We start from the raw sequence: 17,812 nt of genomic DNA, 5'->3' as shown, positions 1-17,812 counted from the left end.
GTTATTCCTCCGTAATTTGAACCTTAAGCGTTACCTTCACATCCGGGTGCAGCTTCACCGGTACCTGCGTCACGCCCAGAGTTCGAATCGGTTCACCCAGCTCGATTTTTCGCTTGTCGATCTTAATCTTCTGTCCAGCCAGCGCTTCGGCAATCTGCTTGCTCGTAATCGCGCCGAAGAGGCGGCCGCCTTCGCCTGCCTTCGCTTTCAGCACAACCGTCATCTCTTCCAGCTTCTTGCCGAGCACTTGAGCCTCTTCCTTCTCTTGAGCCTTACGCTTCTGTTCGGAAGCCTGCTGCTGCTCCAGCGTCTTCATATTGCCCTCCGTTGCCGGACGAGCAACCCCGCGCGGGAACAAGAAGTTTGTTGCATAACCTTCCGATACTTCCTTCACTTCGCCTTTCTTGCCTTGGCCTTTCATATCCTTTATAAAAATTACTTTCATTCGAATAACCCCTCTTTCGCTTCAATGTCCTCCAACACTTCCATCAGCTGCTCCTCGGCTTCTTCCAGCGTCGAGTCCAGCTGTACGGCGGCGTTGGTTAAGTGTCCGCCTCCCCCGAGACGTTCCATAATCATTTGAACATTCATCTTGCCCATCGATCGGGCGCTGATGCCGATCTTGCCGTCTGTGCGCTCGCTGATGACAAACGATGCTTGCACATCGTTCATATTCAGCAGCATATCGGCAACCTGCGCGATCAGCATTTGCGGCATCGGCTCCCCGCTCTCCGCGACCGCAATGGCGATGTGATCATATACCATTCTAGCATGTTTTACGACTTCTGCCTTAGCGATAAATTCTGTCAGATCTTCCTTGAGCAGCCGTTGGATCAGCATCGTGTCCGCACCATGCCGCCGCAGGAAGCCTGCCGCCTCAAACGTCCTGGATCCGGTATGAAGGGCGAAGTGCTTCGTATCGACCGTTATACCCGCTAACAGCGCTGTCGCCTCCACAGGGGTAAGCGATACCCGGTCATGAATATACTGCAGCACCTCCGTAACGAGCTCGCAGGTGGAGGATGCATATGGCTCCAAGTAGATCAGCACCGCGTCGTTGATGAATTCCTCGCCCCGGCGATGGTGATCCATCACGACCACCCGGCTTGCCCGCTGCACGAGCCGCGGCTCCATCGTCATGGACGCTTTATGCGTATCCACGACAACGAGCAGGGTATGCTCGGTCATCATCTGCATCGCATGCTCCGTCGATATGAAGCGGCTGATCAAGGCCTCATCCTTGCGAACCTCATCCATAATCCGCTCAATCGACGGGTTGAGCCCCTCCAACACGATATATGCGTCCACTTTATACATCTGAGCGGCTTTTAGAATACCGACCGATGCCCCGATCACGTCCATGTCGGGCAGCTTGTGCCCCATCACGATGACGCGGTCGCTCTCCTGCATCAGATCGCGCAGCGCATGGGAAATGACGCGAGCGCGGACCCGTGTCCGCTTCTCCACGGCATTGGATTTGCCGCCGTAGAAGGACAGGCGCTGCCCCGCTTTCACCGCTGCCTGATCGCCGCCCCTTCCCAGAGCCATATCAAGGCTGGACTGGGCCAGCTGACCGAGCTCGGTAATATCATCGGAGCCGAAGGCAAGACCGATGCTGAGCGTAAGCGGCACCTTCAGATCGGCAGTCATCTCCCGCACTTCATCGAGGATGACGAACCGACTGTTCTCCAAGAGATCAAGTGATCGGTGATTCAGCATCATCAAATAACGATCCGACGATAGCCGCCGCAGATAGACGTTGAATTCCCGGGCCCAGTCGGTAATTTCGCTGGTCACCTTCGCGATGAGCGCCGTCCGCTGCTGGTCATCCATGCCCTGGGACGCCTCGTCGATGTTGTCCATCATAATGATGCCTAGCGCCAGACGCTCATCCTCATACCGCTGACGCAGAACGACCAGCTCGGTAATCTCATCAAGATAGATCAGCCGTTCTTCGGGAATGACGGTCGCCCCATAAAACTTGTCCTCATGTGATATTTCGAGCCGAATCTCCTTAGGCTGGTTCTCCTCCTTCTTCTCCCGCGTCTCCTTGATCGCCTTCACCAGCTGAGGAAGCAGATCCTCCAAGGATACGCCGACCAACGTCTGGTGAGGAAACATATTCACAACGAATTGATTATGCCACTCCACCGTCTTATCCTCGCTGTATAGTACGATTCCGAACGGCAATACGCTGACGGCCTCTCCCTCTACACGTCGAATGCGAAACGATAGATCGCCAATATACTCGACGAGCTCCCGCCGGAATTTCATCTCCGCTTTTAGCATCGCGTATCCGCCGATCACAGCCAGCAGCAGCCCGACCAGACCTAGAATCGTATTATAGAATGACAGGAATATGACAAGCAGAAGCACCAGCGCAAACGCCCAGACGGTGTGATAGCCGTGCCAGCGTTTCTGCAGAAATTTAGGCATGACTCATCACCCTATCTTTTGTTTTTACTAAACGCTTGACGAAGCGGGAACGCCAGATCCAGAATACCGATGATGATAGCCGGCGGGAACAGCACGATCGGAATGGCCGTGAGCAGCGGAAGAATCGGATGCCATTTCCGGATGTGGGCCAGGTAGTAGAAGAAGCCCAGCGCCTGAATCATAAAGCATATTTGCAGCAGCGGCGTCGCATTCGCCACGATCGTCTTCATGAACGCATTATCCGAGTTCACCGTTGCGATATTGATAAAGAAAATGATCAGGTAGTACCAAATCAGCGAACGCGGCAGCATCCACTCTCTGGCAGGCTTCAATTTCGGCACGGACAGTCCCATGCTGTTAAGCGTCGGACGAGCCAGCGAGTGCGTGATCACCGTCATCAGGAACGAGCTGATGATCATGGCGAACGGAACAAGCTGCAGCGTTCTGTCCTTGATCAGCTGCGTATCAAGTTCCGGTCCGACGAGTTGTCCGCCAAAATTGCCTTGAACCCCCATCTCGGTCAGCGGAGCAGTTGTCATCTTCACGATTTCATCCACATACGCCGATAGGTCCATCTGGAAGAAGGCCGTACTGATCATAAGCAGCAGCAGCAATTCCACCAGCATCGTGGCCACGCCGAATTTTAATACTTGCATGGCAGCCTTTCTTTTCCGGTATAGATATCCCATCACAACCCCCGGAATCGCAAAGTAAACCGCGAACAAGAGAAAAATCGGATGAATCAACAGCGCGATCAACCATACAGGCGCAATATGAAGAATAAACGATTGTGTATTTAATGCCGTAAACAGGACCGCAACCGGCAGAACCAGAAGGAATGCCGTCACAATGGAAAAGGGGGTTTGTAGAGAGAGCAGCAGAAGCAAATAAATGATGCTCCAGGCCGCTGTTGTCCAGCGTAATTTCAATATGTTCACCTCTTACGCAAATGTTCTTCGAGTGCGGATATATCCTGGTACCAATCCTCAAGCTGATGTCCTTCCTGCTTGTGCTTCCTCAATTTCTCAAGCAGGAGATCGTCCAAATCGCGATAGGTCATACCCAGCCTTCGGCCTAATATGTAGGAGCTCATCATCAGGCTTACCAAACTATCTCCAACTTTAGTAGTGCTGCCTTCCCATAGGGCTTTGAATAACCGAGATACATTGTCAATGACTTCGGTTTTCAGCCATTCAATCACTTTGGCGCGTTTAGCTACATCCAAGTCCTTTGGCATATTTGGCATATCCATCTCTCCCCGAAAACAGCTTTATTCTCCATTATAGCATAAATAAAATTCACCCACATAAAGTCCCCCGGCCCTTGGCTTGCCGGGATTCCGGCAGCTGCTTGTCATCTGCTCCCTTCTCTGTGTCTCCAATTATCCTTCTAATATTCCCGTGTATGAAAAATAGGGCGTGATACCTACGTATTCACCGCGGTTACACGCCCTGCCACTTATCCTAAATTATACCGAGGTTCGAGCCCCTTGGGACTCCAACGTCTCCTTTGAAACAAACCGCTCACAGTATTCGATAATAAGACTCCTGCGCACGATTCCGATAAAACGGTTCATGTCATCCACAACCGGCACAAAGTTCTGCACCTTTGCCAAATTGATTAAGTCTTCCATCCTGGCATCGATGGATACCGGCTTAATGTCCATTCGGAACGGTACGTCCTTCAGCAGAAATTTTGAAGCGTTCTCAAATGTGATTTTGCCATCGGAATTCTTCATGTGCCAGAGCAGATCGCCTTCCGTCACCGTGCCTGCGTACTGGCCGTTCTTATCCAGCACCGGTACCGCCGTATAACGGTGGTATTCCATGCGCTCCAGCGTTTGCCTTAGCGTGGAATCCAGGGTGAGGCAGACCACTTCCTGTTTCGGTAATAGAAAAAACGCGATATTCATAATGCCTTATCCTCCTTATGACCTTTCCCATCCCTCAGAATTAAGGCCATTTAAGTAACCTTGCCCATGTTGGTTGGACAAGCAGGTTACTCCTCTCTCCTATCCACTATCATACATACGCAGCCCACCCGTGTCCCGATTCATAAGCATCAGGACACAAAATCAGCAGCCAGACAATCCGGACTGCTGATTATGGTGAGAAACGCGTGTTAGGAACGTTCCGGACGATGCCGGTCTATAGTTTACTGCAATTTTTGCTTCTCAGCATCCTTCGGCTTCAGCAGCTGGTCGGATGGAGTATCCGGGTTCATCCAGTTGTCAATCATGTCTCTAGCTTCTTCAACATCCTCCATGTCAGGATCGTTGTAATAGACCCCTCCAATTCGCATGCCTTCTCCCATGATCGTAAAGCTGGTCATATCGACTTTAGGCCCGGTCAGCATTTGCTTCGCCAAATCAATAATGAACTTGGGCTGCATATCCGTCTGGAAGTTGTCACCCATGATCGCGATCAGTTCAGGTACCTTGCCAATCTGATCAGGCTGCTTCAGCCGCTTGGCGGCCATATCCAGAAATACCTGCTGGCGTTTAGCCCGGTTGAAGTCGCTGTCCTCCCGGTAACGGACGTAGTTCAGCGCTTCCTCACCGCTGTAAATCGGCTTGTTCGCCTTGACCGTAAACTTCTCGTGGTCCTTGCCCTTATTGACGATATCTTTGCCGATCGGCAGCTCCACGCCGCCCATGGCGTCCACGACATCCTTCAACCCTTGGAAGTTAATCGACGCATAGTAGTCGATATCTTCATCAAGAAATGCCTCCATCGTATCTTTGGCCATCTGGTGGCCGCCGAATGCAAAAGCATGGGTGATCTTGTCTTTCTTGCCCTTGCCGATAATATCGACATAGGTATCCCGCGGAATCGATACAAGGAGTACCTTGGATTCTTTCGGACGGACCACGGCGTAGATCATCGTGTCCGAACGCGCGGGTTCGTCCTCTCGCTGGTCACTGCCCAGCAGCATGACCGAGAAAGGCTTGCTTTGGAGCACGACAGGCTCCGGTTTTTTGTCGCCTTGCAGCGGCTTATATGACTTTTGCAGCGAGTCCTCAACGTCCTTCGCCATAAACAGATCGAAAGCAGCTACGATAAGCTGGGTACGGAATAAGTAGGCTGACGATCCGAGGAGGATGAGAACTGCCAGTGTGATATATATTGATTTCCTCTTCATGAGATTAGATTCCTTCTTTATTATAAAATAAATTGATGAATGAGTCAGTTCCAATCAGGGGCAGTATGCTCCCAAAGCAGCTAGGCTCACCCTCCCTTCCTTATATAAACGGGATTGAATCCCGTTGACGCATGGCAACATCATGCGTGTTCAGAATTGGCACACCATCTATTGTAAACCACATCCCTGTCGGATGTGAACCCTCTCACTCACTTTTACAAACTTGCCAATTGATGTGAATCCTTAGAATTGCCCGGTGTATACAAAAGAGCAGCCGTTGTTCCCGCATTGAGAAACCAATCATCCAGCCGCTCTTTCCATGTTAATGTTTTTTTGAATCCATAGTCAAACAGCTTGCGCGTCGCCTCGAACCGGGCTTCCTTCGAATCAGTTCCCATGACGACTGCAATAAGCCGGCTGCCCTGCTTTTCGGCCGTTCCGGTGAAGCAATAGCCCGCCTTAGGCGTATATCCGGCCTTTAGTCCGTCGGTTCCCTCATACGAGTAGGGTCCGCCGATTGAAGGCAGCATCCAGTTCGTATTGCTTAAATATAATCCTCGTCCACTGAGCTTCATCTGCGCCTTGCTTGAGGTGGTCAAAATGTCCGGATGATGCTCAATCAGATGGGCGGCAAGCTTCGCGGTGTCCACGGCGGTCATCATGGTCTCATCGTCTGGTGACAGCGCTTGTGAGAGATTCGAACCGCTCTCCGCACCGGAAGCATTGGCAAATCTCGTTTCGCTCGACAATCCGATCTCTTTCGCCTTGGTGTTCATTCGATCAACGAAGGCCTTCTCCGAGCCGGCCACATGCTCCGCAAGCGCAACGGCCGCGTCATCAGCGGAATAAACGGCCATGCTCTGAAAAAGCTCGCGCACCGTCAGGGTCTCACCAGGCTTCAAATCGATATTGATGCCCTGGACATTACCCGCATTGTCGCTGATCACGACTTCATCGTCCCACGCTCTTCTTCCGGATTTGATTTCATCCAGAATGACCAGCTCGGTCATCAGCTTGGACATGCTTGCAGGGGGCAGCGGCATATCCCCGTTTTTGCTCAGCAAAATATGGCCTGTCGTGATATCCATCAAGACGACCGCTCTGGCGTCAACTCTCGGTTTAAACGCTACCCGTTCTATATTTAATATAAATACGGCCACGAGGGGCACAATTATCAGCAACACGAACCCAATCCAAAGCCACCGTTTATTCATCGATTTCGCCCTCCATAATAATAGACGGTTCAAACGGTGTTTTGGTCTGCGTTTTTTTCAAAAAAATTTAAGGGAATTTATGTATATTCCGTGAACTTCCGTACTTCTCTCTATCCCAGTCTCTATTCTTCTAACCCTCTCCCAATTCTCCCTAACTCGGCGAAAGAGCTTAACCTAGGTAGCAAATCCTAGGAAATATGAGCTTGGTTTGTTATAACAGCATGGAACGTTTACCTTGCAGGCAGCATATAACGGAGGCAACTAAATCAGTAGTTGCATGCATGGATCCTACTAAAAAAGGACTTCCTGTCAGTCTTTAGACTGAAGAAGTCCTTTTTGGATTCTGATACCGTAATAAAACAAGAGGATTTTGTCAGAATCGGGTTAAAGCGCAAGTCTTATATAATGAGAACCTGTTAAGCCGATTTTCGTTTGCACCTTATGCGTAGTGGCAAGCCACAAAGTGATCATTGCCGACATTACGGTATTCCGGCACCTGCTGCTTGCACAGATCGGAAGCAAGCGGACAGCGGGTGTGGAACTTGCAGCCGGACGGCGGATTTGCCGGGCTCGGAATGTCACCCGTCAGCACGATGCGTTCACGCTTCAGCGTCGGATCCGGAATCGGAACGGCGGAGAGCAGTGCCTTCGTGTATGGATGCAGCGGGTTGCGGAACAGCTCTTCCTTGCTGGCCATCTCAACCATCGATCCGAGATACATAACCCCGATCCGGTTGCACAAATGCTCGACAACGCTAAGATCATGGGAAATGAACAGATACGTGAGCTGCTTCTCGCGCTGCAGGTCGCTGAGCAGGTTAATAATCTGCGCCTGGATGGACACATCCAGCGCGGAGACCGGCTCGTCTGCAACGATAAAGTCCGGATTCAGAATGAGCGCGCGGGCAATCCCGATCCGCTGCCGTTGTCCACCGGAGAATTCATGCGGATAACGCTCATAGTGATACGCGGCAAGCCCGCATATTTCCAGTGTCTCAATGACCTTATCCTTGAGCTGTCTGCGGTTTACAAGACCATGGTCGATGAGCGCTTCGCCAATGGCTTCCCCTACCTTGATTCTCGGGTTCAGCGAGCTGAACGGATCCTGGAATACGATCTGCATCTTCGGCCGCATCGCGCGCATTTTTTCCTTGGGCAATGCATGGATGTCCTCTCCGTTGAACAACACTTTGCCGTCCGTCTTCTCGAGCAAGCGGAGAATCGTACGTCCGATCGTGCTCTTGCCGCAGCCGGACTCGCCTACAAGTCCGAAGGATTCACCCTTATTAATGGTGAAGCTGACGCCGTCGACGGCTCTAACATCACCGATTCGGCGCTGGAGTATGCCGCCGGTAATGGGAAAGTATTTTTTTAGGTTATCAACTTCAAGTAGTGCCTGACTCATTATGCTTTCCCCTCCTCTTCATACAACCAGCAAGCGACCTTATGGCCGTTCGGATCGGTACCGAGCGGAGGCTGTTTCTCTTTGCAGATCTGCATGCAGAATTCGCAGCGATCATGGAAATGGCAGTTGTCGCCTAGATCAACCGGGTTCGGTACTTGACCCGGAATCGAATAAAGACGCTCCTGGGTCTGATTGATGACCGGCTTCGCCTTCAGCAGGCCCTTCGTGTACGGATGCTTCGGTTGCTTGAAGAGCTCGATAACCGGAGCCTCTTCAATCACTTTGCCGGCATACATTACAACGACATAGTCGGCCATTTCGGCTACAACGCCGAGATCATGCGTGATGAGCATGATGGACGTCTTGAATTTATCCTTAATGTCACGCATCAAGTCCAGAATCTGGGCTTGAATCGTCACATCGAGCGCCGTCGTCGGCTCGTCTGCGATGAGCAGCTTCGGATTACAGCTCAGCGCAATTGCGATCATAATCCGTTGACGCATGCCGCCGCTAAGCTCATGCGGATAAGACTCAAAGATTTTCTCTGCACGCGGAATGCCGACCAGGTTAATCAGCTCGATCGCACGCTTCTTCGCTTCTTTACGGTCCACAAGCTGATGAAGCAAAATCGGCTCAACGATCTGCTCGCCAATCGTCAGTACAGGGTTCAAGGAAGTCATTGGCTCCTGAAAGATCATTGCGATATCATTACCGCGGATCAGACTCATTTCCCGTTTGCTCATCTTGAGCAGGTCCTTGCCTTCATATAAAATCTCCCCGCCGACCGGGGGAACATCGATCAAACGCATCAGTGACATTGCCGTCACGCTCTTGCCGCAGCCCGACTCGCCGACGACGCACAGGGTTTCGCCTTCCCGGATTTTGAAGCTGACATCGTCGACGGCTTTCACGGTACCTGCGGAGGTTTGAAAATGCGTTTTTAAATTGCGGAATTCAACTAATTCTTTTGCCATATTCGCATCTCCTACTTCTTCATTTTCGGGTCAAGTGCGTCGCGAAGTCCATCACCGATCAGGTTGATTGCAACTACGGTAACCAGAATACACATACCTGGCGGTATCCACAGCCACGGCCGCTTTCGGAAATCGATCATATTGTTGGCGGCGGAGAGCATATTCCCCCACGACGGCGTTGGTGGAACAACACCAATTCCGAGGTAGCTCAGTGCAGATTCGTAAAGAATCGCTCCTGCTACACCCAGTGTTGCGGATACAATAATGATTGGAATCGTATTAGGAAGCAGATGGCGGAAGATTTTCCGGCGATCTTTCAGTCCCAAAGCTTCGGTAGCTTGCATAAACTCCTGCTCGCGAAGTCCTAAGATTTGACCGCGAACGAGACGGGATACACTACTCCATCCCAATACACCGATAATCAGCATCAAGAAATAAATACGATCCGAAGGCTCCACCTTCAGGTCCGACAAGATCGTACCCAAGATAATCAGGATCGGCAGTGTAGGTATTGCCATAAAGATATCAGCTATACGCATGGTCAGCGTGTCTACCCATTTACGATAAAAACCCGCTATAGCTCCCAAGGTTGCTCCGATAATTACCGAAATGCCTGTCGCAACAAGCCCAACCAAAAGAGATATTCGTCCAGCAAGCATCATGCGTAGCAGAATATCGCGCCCCAGTTTATCGGTGCCCAGCCAATATTTCGAGCTTGGAGGTAAGTTCTTATCAAGCTTATTGTAATCGTACAGGTCATAAGGTGAAAAAAATGGGCCAATAAAACAGAGCAAAAACATAAATACAACTATAAAAAGTCCGATGACAGCAAGACGGTTTCTGGCAAAACGGCGAATAGCAATTTGCCATGGGGAATCCGGCCGCTTCTTCGGAACTGGTAGATTCGTTTTTAATGGTGCAGTCTCTGCGGACAAGTGAATCTCCTCCTACTTTAAGCGAATTCTTGGATCTGCAGCTCCATATAGAACGTCAGACAATAGGTTGCCCACAAGTGTCAAAACGGATATGAATACTGTAAAACCAAGCATGAACGGATAATCCCGCATATTGATCGATTCCAGATAAACTTGACCGACCCCTGGCCAGATGAAAATCTTCTCCAGGATGATGGCTCCACCAAACAAGGATGGGAGCTCGAAACCAATGAGAGTAATGGCAGGTAGCATCGCATTACGCAGCGCATGCTTGAAAATAACCGTACGTTCCTTCAATCCCTTTGCACGGGCTGTACGGATATAATCCTGACGAATAACCTCCAGCATACTTGTACGGAAATACCGCGTCAAACTACCTGTGCTAAGCATCGTAAGTACCATAACCGGCAAGAACATATGCCATGCAATATCGATCAGTTGATCCCATGTGCTTCCGTTCAGTCCCGAAGTCTTCATTCCGCCTACAGGAAACCATCCTAAATCCAAGGCAAAAAACTTGATAAGCAGGAGTCCGATAAAGAAAGACGGCAGTGACATGCACAAGAAAATTAGTAATGTGACGATTTTATCAAACAATGAGTACTGAAACTTTGCTGAGAACACGCCAGCAAAAGTAGCTATAATCCAACTGAAAATTAAACTAAAAATTGCTACAAAAAAGGAATTCCATACGTAGTTATTCATTACGGTTGTAACTGGTTGCTTGTGCACAAGGGAATCTCCGAGATTACCCTTTATCATATTGCCGACCCATGTAAGATAACGTTCTACAGGCGGCTTATCCAAACCATAAATTTCCCGAAGCTGAGCTGCTTTTTCAGCAGTCATCGTCGGGTTGTTCACTGCAGTGATATAATCACCTGGTACCAAAGATGATATTGCAAATATGATAATCGAGATCCCGATCAATGTCGGGATAATCTGCAGCAGCCTCCGGATAATGTACTGCTTCATAATATTCCTCCCGGCTTATAAGTGCATATGCCCAGCTCTTGCGAGCTGAGCATATGTTTCTTGATGCTATTGTTCAATTTCTGCTTTGTACAGATCAATTGCAAAGTTTTTGTAAGGCGTGATGTCAATGCCTTTCAATCTAGAGTTAATTGCCCACATATCACGTCTTTGGTAGATCGGAAGATCTGGAACGTCTTGGTTCAGAATCCGATATGCTTCCGCATAAGCCGCTTTACGCTCTTCCAGGTCAAAGGCGTTCAGACCTTTCTTCATAGCTGCATCATATTCAGGATTAGAATATCCGAGGTCATTTTGCTGTCCATCTGTGATATAAACCGTGGAGTCTGGATCCGGAGTCAAGCCCCAAGCAGCAAAGAACATTTCGAACTCGCCTTTATCCTTCTTATCCATGATTGCGTTAAAGTCCAAAGTTTCAGCTGTTAATTTTATGCCCAGATCTTGGTAGTTCTTTGTCATAATCGGAATCAGTGCATCAATTACCGGGTTGTCAGCCGTTGCAGAGAAATGAATCTCGAATTTCTTGCCGTCTTTCTCGCGGATACCGTCAGCACCTGGAACCCAGCCTGCTTCATCAAGAAGCTGCTTTGCTTTCTCCATGTCAAACTCGTACGGCTCAATGCCTTCATTCGTGTAAGCCCATGATTCGCTCGATTGTGGAATATTGATTACATTCGCATATGGACCATAGATGATTTCAACAATTTCAGCACGATTCAAACCGTAGAGCAAAGCCTGACGAACTTTTTGATCTTGAAACTTAGGATCTTTATGGTTCAGCGCTACATAGCCGTAACCATTGTATGGGAACATATTATAATCCAAGAAGCCCATTAGCTTCACAGCTTCTACGTTATCCTCGCTAACGGATACCATATCCATATCGATTTCACCGGATTGGAACATAGCCAATTTGGTTTCATCAGTTGTAGTTTTGTAAATGACATTCTTGATTTTTGGTGCGCCCAAGAAATAGTTAGGATTAGCTTCTAAAACTACCTCTTGTCCAGGAGAGTAGCTTTTCAGTACATATTGACCACTGCCGATTGGTTTGGAATGCAGGTCTTTCATGTACTCCAGGTTGCCGTGCTTGTAATCTTTGCCGTAGTAGGATTCCGGAACAAAAAACACAGTACCCAGATTATCCTTAGTCATTGCATTTGCTTCTGTAACTTCGATTTCAACGGTATGGTCATCAATGACTTTAATACCGGAAATCTCGTCAGTTTTACCATCGTAATACTCTTTTCCACCTTTAACGTTAACGGAGAGAATATCGGATTGACCGTCGTAACTCTTGTCATGTAAAACTTTCATGGCGAAAGCATAGTCTTTTACAGTAACCGGTTCGCCATTAGAGTATGTCACACCCTGCTTCAATTTGAACGTGTATTTCAATTTGTCTTCGGATACTTCAACGCTCTCAGCCAGGCGATTATTGTAAGTGCCATCCCCGTTCAGAGAGAAGAAGCTGTCAAAAATGGCGTCTACAACGTAACGGTCATACGCAGTCTGCCAGTAGAATGGGTTGAACACCCCTTTAGGGGCTGTCATACCAACGATCAGCGTATCTTTGCGAGCCAGAGCATTTGCCGGGTTCGCGGAAGGATCCTCAGCCTCGAAATAACCTTGGCTCTCGTCCTGTCCTTCAGCTGGCGGTTCTGTTTCTTTGCCTTCGCCTTCGGCAGGTGGAGTCTGCTCAGTTTGCGTGTCCCCTTGGTTTGGTTGTTCTGCTGTCTGACCGCCGCCGCACGCTGCAAGAACCAAAATGGCCATGAGCATGATGGCAAGCAGTAACGACATTCTCTTCTTCATGCTAATCCTCCTCTTAAAATATAATGATGCTATAAATTATCAGGACGAATATTGAAATCATCCTTAAATAATTTCGGCCTCGGATCGGACTCGTGGATGTCAAAGCATGATGTGAAATCCGCTGAAAGATTTACAGAAAATATACCAATGGTCAATTAGTGCCAAAGTCTCTAGCAAAATCTTCTTGCCTATAAAATTAATGTTATGATACGTGTAAAATTAGGTAACGTCAATTACTTTTTTTCAAATTTCTCAAAAAACATGTTTTTAAGGTCATTTTCGGGGTTAATAAATACTTTTAATCGCTTACTTTACCCTTCGTTTACTGAAAATGTATGTAATTTCAAGTCCATTTTACATTTTATAGATAATGTTATATATACGCTTTCGACATTTGTGTCAACTTATATTACACAGGTATATAAAATTACCCAATATCCGATTCAACACCCTGTAACCATCTTCTTTTCTGTCAAAAATAAGTCAGAAAACATTCCATCATGATGCAATAATCCGTGATAATATAGTTGGACCTATTTCCGATGTTAAATATTGTTCTCCACTAACCAAGCAGGGCTAGGAACATAGGCCATCCGAAGTTGTTCCAGATCGCCCGCCTCAACAAAAAACAACCCGGGATCGGTTCCCGGATTGTTTCGATTGCTGCAGTTCATAGCGTCTGATCAAGTACATGAAAGACTTCATACTTACGAACTAAACGCTTTTCACCCATGCCCGCTTCAAATCCATCTCCTCGATGCACTGCTGGTGGTCATGAGAATCATCGGCGATCAACGGCGTGACCGGATATATCCGCATCGAACCCCGGTATGTTCCAAGCAGTGGTTGCAGTGCACGCACTCCCTTTAGCTCTGGATCCAACCACTTCTCCATGCTTTCCTCCGACAAAATCGCCGGCATACGCGCGTCGAACTCCCGGATCGCCTCGTTCGCTTCCGTCATAATCACCGTGCAGGTTCTCATTTCAACACCTCTTGCATCCCGCCATGTTTCATACAATCCGGCCATGCCAAAAATCTCGTTGTTTCCAACCACAGTCCGAACCGCGTAGCTTCGCTTCCCTACGGTTCTCCAGTAATACAAACCATTGCAGGGAATGATACACCGACGTGTATCAACGGCTCTGCGGTAAGTAGGATTCTGATCCACCGTGATCAGATCCGCATTCACCGCGTCCTTTCCCCAGTAAGGGACCAGTCCCCAACGATACTCGTCAAGTGCCCTTTCTCCTCCCTCCTGGACTACTACAGGCACAGACTGCATCGGGCTAATATTGTAGCGGCTCTTATAGTAATACATCACGCGGCTGATTCCAAAATAGCTGTTCACTTCTTCAAGACCGGCGGAAATGGAATACCTTCTGCACATAGACATACCTCCTTTTCCCTTTAGCATCTGGATAAATGAGGTTGAATATGCATCATTCGACGGTCGCTCCGTTTCTTCCATTTGATGTCCGATTGTATTCTAGGAGTGGACAGGTAATTTGAAGTCACCATTTGTAAATTTTATGGTAATTCTCATTTTACTTTCTTTTGAATAGAAGAATAACCAAAGGTACTTTTCATGTATACTCACAATAGACACCCTTATTCTTAAAACAGCCTTTGCAGGTTTGTGCTTCTTGTGCCTTCGATATAAGTTTCTCTAAATGAGGTGCCATTGTAATTGGCCATTTGGTTTTTCCATGCTCTATATTAGTACATATATAATAGAAGGAATTTTTTTAAAGACACAAAATAATCTCTGCATCTCACTACAAATCTTCAGCCATACGAAACCACCATTTGGGGAGGATGTATTTCACTCAATAGACACTGTCCTCTATCAATAGACACTATTTCATACTTTAAAACTGGAAAGCTTTAGTATACCCTCGCGTCACAAAAGCAATTCATGAAAATTATGTCTTCTCAGAGAAGACAAGATTCCTCCGAAAAGACATGCTGAACTTGTTCGGTATTCCTAATGCAGAATAAAATTATTTCATGATTGCGACGAATATTCCGGAAAAATGTCTAACTACTCAGAAGCATGATCGTGTTACAAGACGAACGAGTATCCGCAACGTCACTTGAATAGATGCAGGCCGTGATCGATCGGAGTCGAACATAACAAATACAAATACAAATAATAATACAGATAATACAAGTCTCTGTACGGTCATCCCTTCGTTCCAAGAATGCTGGCCCATTAAGCCTCGGCTTATCCCTGAGGACAAGGAGCCCAACTTAATCAACACAGAGGCATTATTTTGGGGGAGGTTCCGAGACAACAGCCGAATGGGTACCCGAACAAAAAAAGCGGCCCAGCCTATCAAGGCTGAACCGCTTCTGTAACCGAATTACTCGGTTGTGTATGGAAGCAATGCGATTTGACGGGAGCGTTTGATCGCAATCGTCAGAGCACGCTGATACTTCGCGCTGGTACCTGTTACACGACGAGGCAGAATTTTTCCGCGCTCGCTGATGAATTTCTTGAGCAGATCGGTATCTTTATAATCAATGTGAGTGATCTTGTTCACAGTGAAGAAACATACTTTACGACGCTTGTTGCGGCCGCCGCGGCGTGCCGGTCTTTTGTCGTTGTCTCCGCCTTCTCTTTGTTTAAAAGCCATGCGTTGTCAGTCCTTTCCGTATTAAAATGGCAAATCATCATCCGAAATATCGATCGGTTTTCCTTCATCGGAAAAAGGATCCTGATTGTTGCGCGAGAAGTTGTTGCCCCCGCGGTTTCCGCTGCCGCTTCCTCCGCCGAACGATGACTCCTCACGGTTTCCGCCGCCTCCGCCTTCACGGTTAGACTCCAAGAAACGAACATTATCGGCAATGACTTCGGTGACGTATACACGCTTACCTTCGTTATTCTCGTAATTCCGCACTTGAATGCGCCCTTCTACGGCCGTCAACCGGCCTTTACGCAGATAGTTGGCACAAGTCTCCGCAAGCTGTCTCCAGGTCACGATCGGAATGAAATCCGCCTCGCGCTCCCCGCCTTGTCCGGTAAACGGACGATCTACAGCAAGTGTAAATTGTGTGACAGCGACTCCTGAAGGCGTATATCTAAGCTCCGGGTCCCGAGTCAGTCGGCCAATCAAAATGACACGGTTCAACAATCCAATCCCCTCCTTTAGAACGAAATCAATTACAAAGACTTCTCGTATTAAGCAACGTCGTTCGTGATGAGATAACGAATAACTTCGTCAGAAATCTTCATGAGACGCTCAAGTTCTGCTACAACATCTGGTGTTGCGTTGAAGTTAACCAGAACGTAGACGCCATCACGGAATTTCTTGATCTCATACGCAAGGCGGCGCTTACCCATTACTTCGTGCTTCGTAATTTCTCCGCCGTTGGAGATGATGCCTTGGAATTTTTCGACTGCAGCTTGAACAGCTTCTTGTTCAATGTCAGGACGAATAATGTACATCACTTCATATTTGCGCATATATTTCCACCTCCTTATGGACTTCGGCCCCCAATCTAAGTTGAGAGCAAGGAGCGAGCCTAACTCGCACCATAATACTATACCAGAACGGATGATCGGATGCAAGTTTCTTTTCCCTTATCGCAGGCTGCTCCCTTTTCGGTTTTCTTGAGGTCTCTTCCCTATTTTTCCGTGCTTATCTCACTTTACCTGCCATGCATTCCGGCCTTCCGGCACATGCTAACAAATGCAGTCCATCCAATACGTTAAGGGAGGGTTCCATGATGGGAGAACAGACTGAATTCCGCGGAGGAGATAAGGCTCCGAACAACGGCATCTATATGGAAGTCGGTGTAAGAGACCACATAATGGGGATCGAGAATCCGCGTCAGATTAAAATGGAAAAAGGCGACACATTCCCGGAAACGCAAAATGATGACCGAGTATGGCTGAATAAGCGCCGGGTTCAACCTAAGTAAACAAGTACATCCTGCCCCAAGCCCGCAAACGACTAATTCCACCGCTTGCGGGCTTTGCCAGCTTTGTTGACGAAATTATGGTGCAGCAGCTTAGTACAACAGCCAACTGCATTGCGCGCCTAGCCAAGCATGGAATAGGATCCGCTCAAATGTTGTTGATCCACTTTTTTTGGTATATTTTCCCATCCATGCAGATTTGCATAGGAATCCGTCTTCATGCACATATTATCATCAGGCGGTGCATGAGAGAGGTGTGGTTCCGTTGGACGTTGCAGCTGAACGACGCAGAATGGTTTCTGATATTCACACGTATTGCAAGCGGAGGACATAAGCGAACTGGCTTGACCTGATGGACAAGTTTTAGCTGTTGTCGATGGTTTTGCAGCATGTGTTGATGAGATGAGGATTCCAAAATCACAAGCACCGCCTACCCAGAAGGAAGGACCCGTATGGGTCCTTCTTTTTTAATGCTGTTTGTGCCCATCCTGTCATGCTAAACATGGTTATAACCGTCCCTTCGTTCTGCCTGGTCTCTAAGCAAGGAACCTGAATCCGGAGTTATGGATCTCCAACTGGATTGGAATTAAACTCGGCATTGTACTCGGATCGCGGCATTCGGAATTCGGTCTATCATAGGAATGGCAAATGGGCGTGATTCAGGAAATGTCATAGCGTGCCCTTTATCAAAAAAACACCCTCATCACGATCGGGAGACAATCCCTGTTCATGGTGAAGGTGTTCTGTTATGCAGTGATTCTTAGATCGCCTGCCTTATGTACCACTAATTCCTCTATATTCATAACAGCGGAGCTTGAATATAGTTGGTGGCGGAAAGGGTGGGATTCGAACCCACGCACGCCTTGCGACGCCTAGCTGATTTCGAGTCAGCCCCCTTGGGCCTCTTGGGTACCTTTCCACAGCAGAATTGATTATATCATGAAAATAAGGCTTGGTCAATACCTGTTCTTATTCG

General features: G+C 48.1%; 17 protein-coding genes and 1 tRNA gene. 1 reads left to right on the top strand and 17 read right to left on the bottom strand.

Annotated features, from left to right (window positions below):
• Position 1: 1 nt before the first annotated feature.
• The 16 genes from rplI to rpsF form a co-directional block, all read right to left on the bottom strand.
• A complete protein-coding gene (rplI, locus tag MKX76_RS23050) occupies positions 2 to 445 on the bottom strand; it encodes a 50S ribosomal protein L9 (RefSeq protein WP_007129200.1) in 444 nt (147 codons plus the stop codon).
• Positions 442 to 2,436 carry a DHH family phosphoesterase gene (locus MKX76_RS23045; protein WP_341034658.1) on the bottom strand — a complete coding sequence of 665 codons (1,995 nt, stop codon included), beginning with the start codon at positions 2,434 to 2,436 and terminating at the stop codon, positions 442 to 444. Before MKX76_RS23045 ends, rplI begins: the two co-directional genes overlap by 4 nt.
• Before the next feature lie 11 nt (positions 2,437 to 2,447).
• Positions 2,448 to 3,374: a YybS family protein gene (locus tag MKX76_RS23040; protein ID WP_260842986.1), complete on the bottom strand. Its 927-nt coding sequence runs from the start codon at positions 3,372 to 3,374 to the stop codon at positions 2,448 to 2,450.
• The gene (locus tag MKX76_RS23035) at positions 3,371 to 3,673 is read right to left on the bottom strand and encodes a MazG-like family protein (protein WP_028406241.1); all 303 of its coding nucleotides are present in this window, start codon (positions 3,671 to 3,673) and stop codon (positions 3,371 to 3,373) included. Before MKX76_RS23035 ends, MKX76_RS23040 begins: the two co-directional genes overlap by 4 nt.
• Positions 3,674 to 3,904: 231 nt before the next feature.
• Complete coding sequence (locus tag MKX76_RS23030) at positions 3,905 to 4,348, bottom strand: CBS domain-containing protein (RefSeq protein ID WP_007129204.1); 444 nt, start codon at positions 4,346 to 4,348, stop codon at positions 3,905 to 3,907.
• A gap of 242 nt (positions 4,349 to 4,590) precedes the next feature.
• Positions 4,591 to 5,577, bottom strand: a complete 987-nt coding sequence (locus tag MKX76_RS23025) for an LCP family protein (protein WP_007129205.1) — start codon at positions 5,575 to 5,577, stop codon at positions 4,591 to 4,593.
• Between the two features lie 215 nt (positions 5,578 to 5,792).
• Positions 5,793 to 6,791, bottom strand: coding sequence for a D-alanyl-D-alanine carboxypeptidase family protein (locus MKX76_RS23020; protein ID WP_007129206.1), 999 nt, complete (start codon positions 6,789 to 6,791; stop codon positions 5,793 to 5,795).
• Between the two features lie 439 nt (positions 6,792 to 7,230).
• Complete coding sequence (locus MKX76_RS23015; protein WP_007129207.1) at positions 7,231 to 8,196, bottom strand: ABC transporter ATP-binding protein; 966 nt, start codon at positions 8,194 to 8,196, stop codon at positions 7,231 to 7,233.
• A complete protein-coding gene (locus MKX76_RS23010) occupies positions 8,196 to 9,170 on the bottom strand; it encodes an ABC transporter ATP-binding protein (protein WP_007129208.1) in 975 nt (324 codons plus the stop codon). The genes MKX76_RS23015 and MKX76_RS23010 overlap by 1 nt, the downstream gene beginning before the upstream one ends.
• Positions 9,171 to 9,181: 11 nt before the next feature.
• Positions 9,182 to 10,105 (bottom strand): oligopeptide ABC transporter permease, encoded by a 924-nt coding sequence (gene opp4C, locus MKX76_RS23005; RefSeq protein ID WP_007129209.1) that lies wholly within the window; start codon positions 10,103 to 10,105, stop codon positions 9,182 to 9,184.
• Between the two features lie 12 nt (positions 10,106 to 10,117).
• The gene (locus tag MKX76_RS23000) at positions 10,118 to 11,080 is read right to left on the bottom strand and encodes an ABC transporter permease (protein WP_007129210.1); all 963 of its coding nucleotides are present in this window, start codon (positions 11,078 to 11,080) and stop codon (positions 10,118 to 10,120) included.
• Positions 11,081 to 11,146: 66 nt separating this feature from the next.
• Positions 11,147 to 12,913 (bottom strand): ABC transporter substrate-binding protein, encoded by a 1,767-nt coding sequence (locus MKX76_RS22995; protein ID WP_007129211.1) that lies wholly within the window; start codon positions 12,911 to 12,913, stop codon positions 11,147 to 11,149.
• 714 nt (positions 12,914 to 13,627) lie between these two features.
• On the bottom strand, positions 13,628 to 14,302 hold the full coding sequence (locus tag MKX76_RS22990) for an SOS response-associated peptidase (protein ID WP_007129212.1): 675 nt from the start codon (positions 14,300 to 14,302) through the stop codon (positions 13,628 to 13,630).
• A 976-nt stretch (positions 14,303 to 15,278) separates the two neighbouring features.
• Complete coding sequence (gene rpsR, locus MKX76_RS22985; protein WP_006207333.1) at positions 15,279 to 15,551, bottom strand: 30S ribosomal protein S18; 273 nt, start codon at positions 15,549 to 15,551, stop codon at positions 15,279 to 15,281.
• A gap of 21 nt (positions 15,552 to 15,572) precedes the next feature.
• Positions 15,573 to 16,049, bottom strand: coding sequence for a single-stranded DNA-binding protein (gene ssb, locus MKX76_RS22980; RefSeq protein ID WP_028406518.1), 477 nt, complete (start codon positions 16,047 to 16,049; stop codon positions 15,573 to 15,575).
• A 47-nt stretch (positions 16,050 to 16,096) separates the two neighbouring features.
• Positions 16,097 to 16,381 carry a 30S ribosomal protein S6 gene (gene rpsF, locus MKX76_RS22975; protein WP_007129214.1) on the bottom strand — a complete coding sequence of 95 codons (285 nt, stop codon included), beginning with the start codon at positions 16,379 to 16,381 and terminating at the stop codon, positions 16,097 to 16,099.
• Between the two features lie 263 nt (positions 16,382 to 16,644).
• On the opposite strand from rpsF, the gene MKX76_RS22970 reads away from it, so the two are divergent.
• Positions 16,645 to 16,839: a YjzC family protein gene (locus MKX76_RS22970; protein WP_028406519.1), complete on the top strand. Its 195-nt coding sequence runs from the start codon at positions 16,645 to 16,647 to the stop codon at positions 16,837 to 16,839.
• Between the two features lie 825 nt (positions 16,840 to 17,664).
• Here MKX76_RS22970 and MKX76_RS22965 read toward each other — a convergent pair.
• A tRNA-Ser gene (locus MKX76_RS22965) sits at positions 17,665 to 17,755 on the bottom strand.
• Positions 17,756 to 17,812: the final 57 nt, after the last annotated feature.

Origin of the sequence: Paenibacillus sp. FSL R5-0810 (assembly GCF_038002285.1) — a bacterium.
Taxonomy (GTDB): Bacteria; Bacillota; Bacilli; order Paenibacillales; family Paenibacillaceae; genus Paenibacillus_AQ; species Paenibacillus_AQ lactis.
Note: the sequence above shows the minus strand (reverse complement) of the source record. Positions and strands in the feature narration are given on the sequence as shown.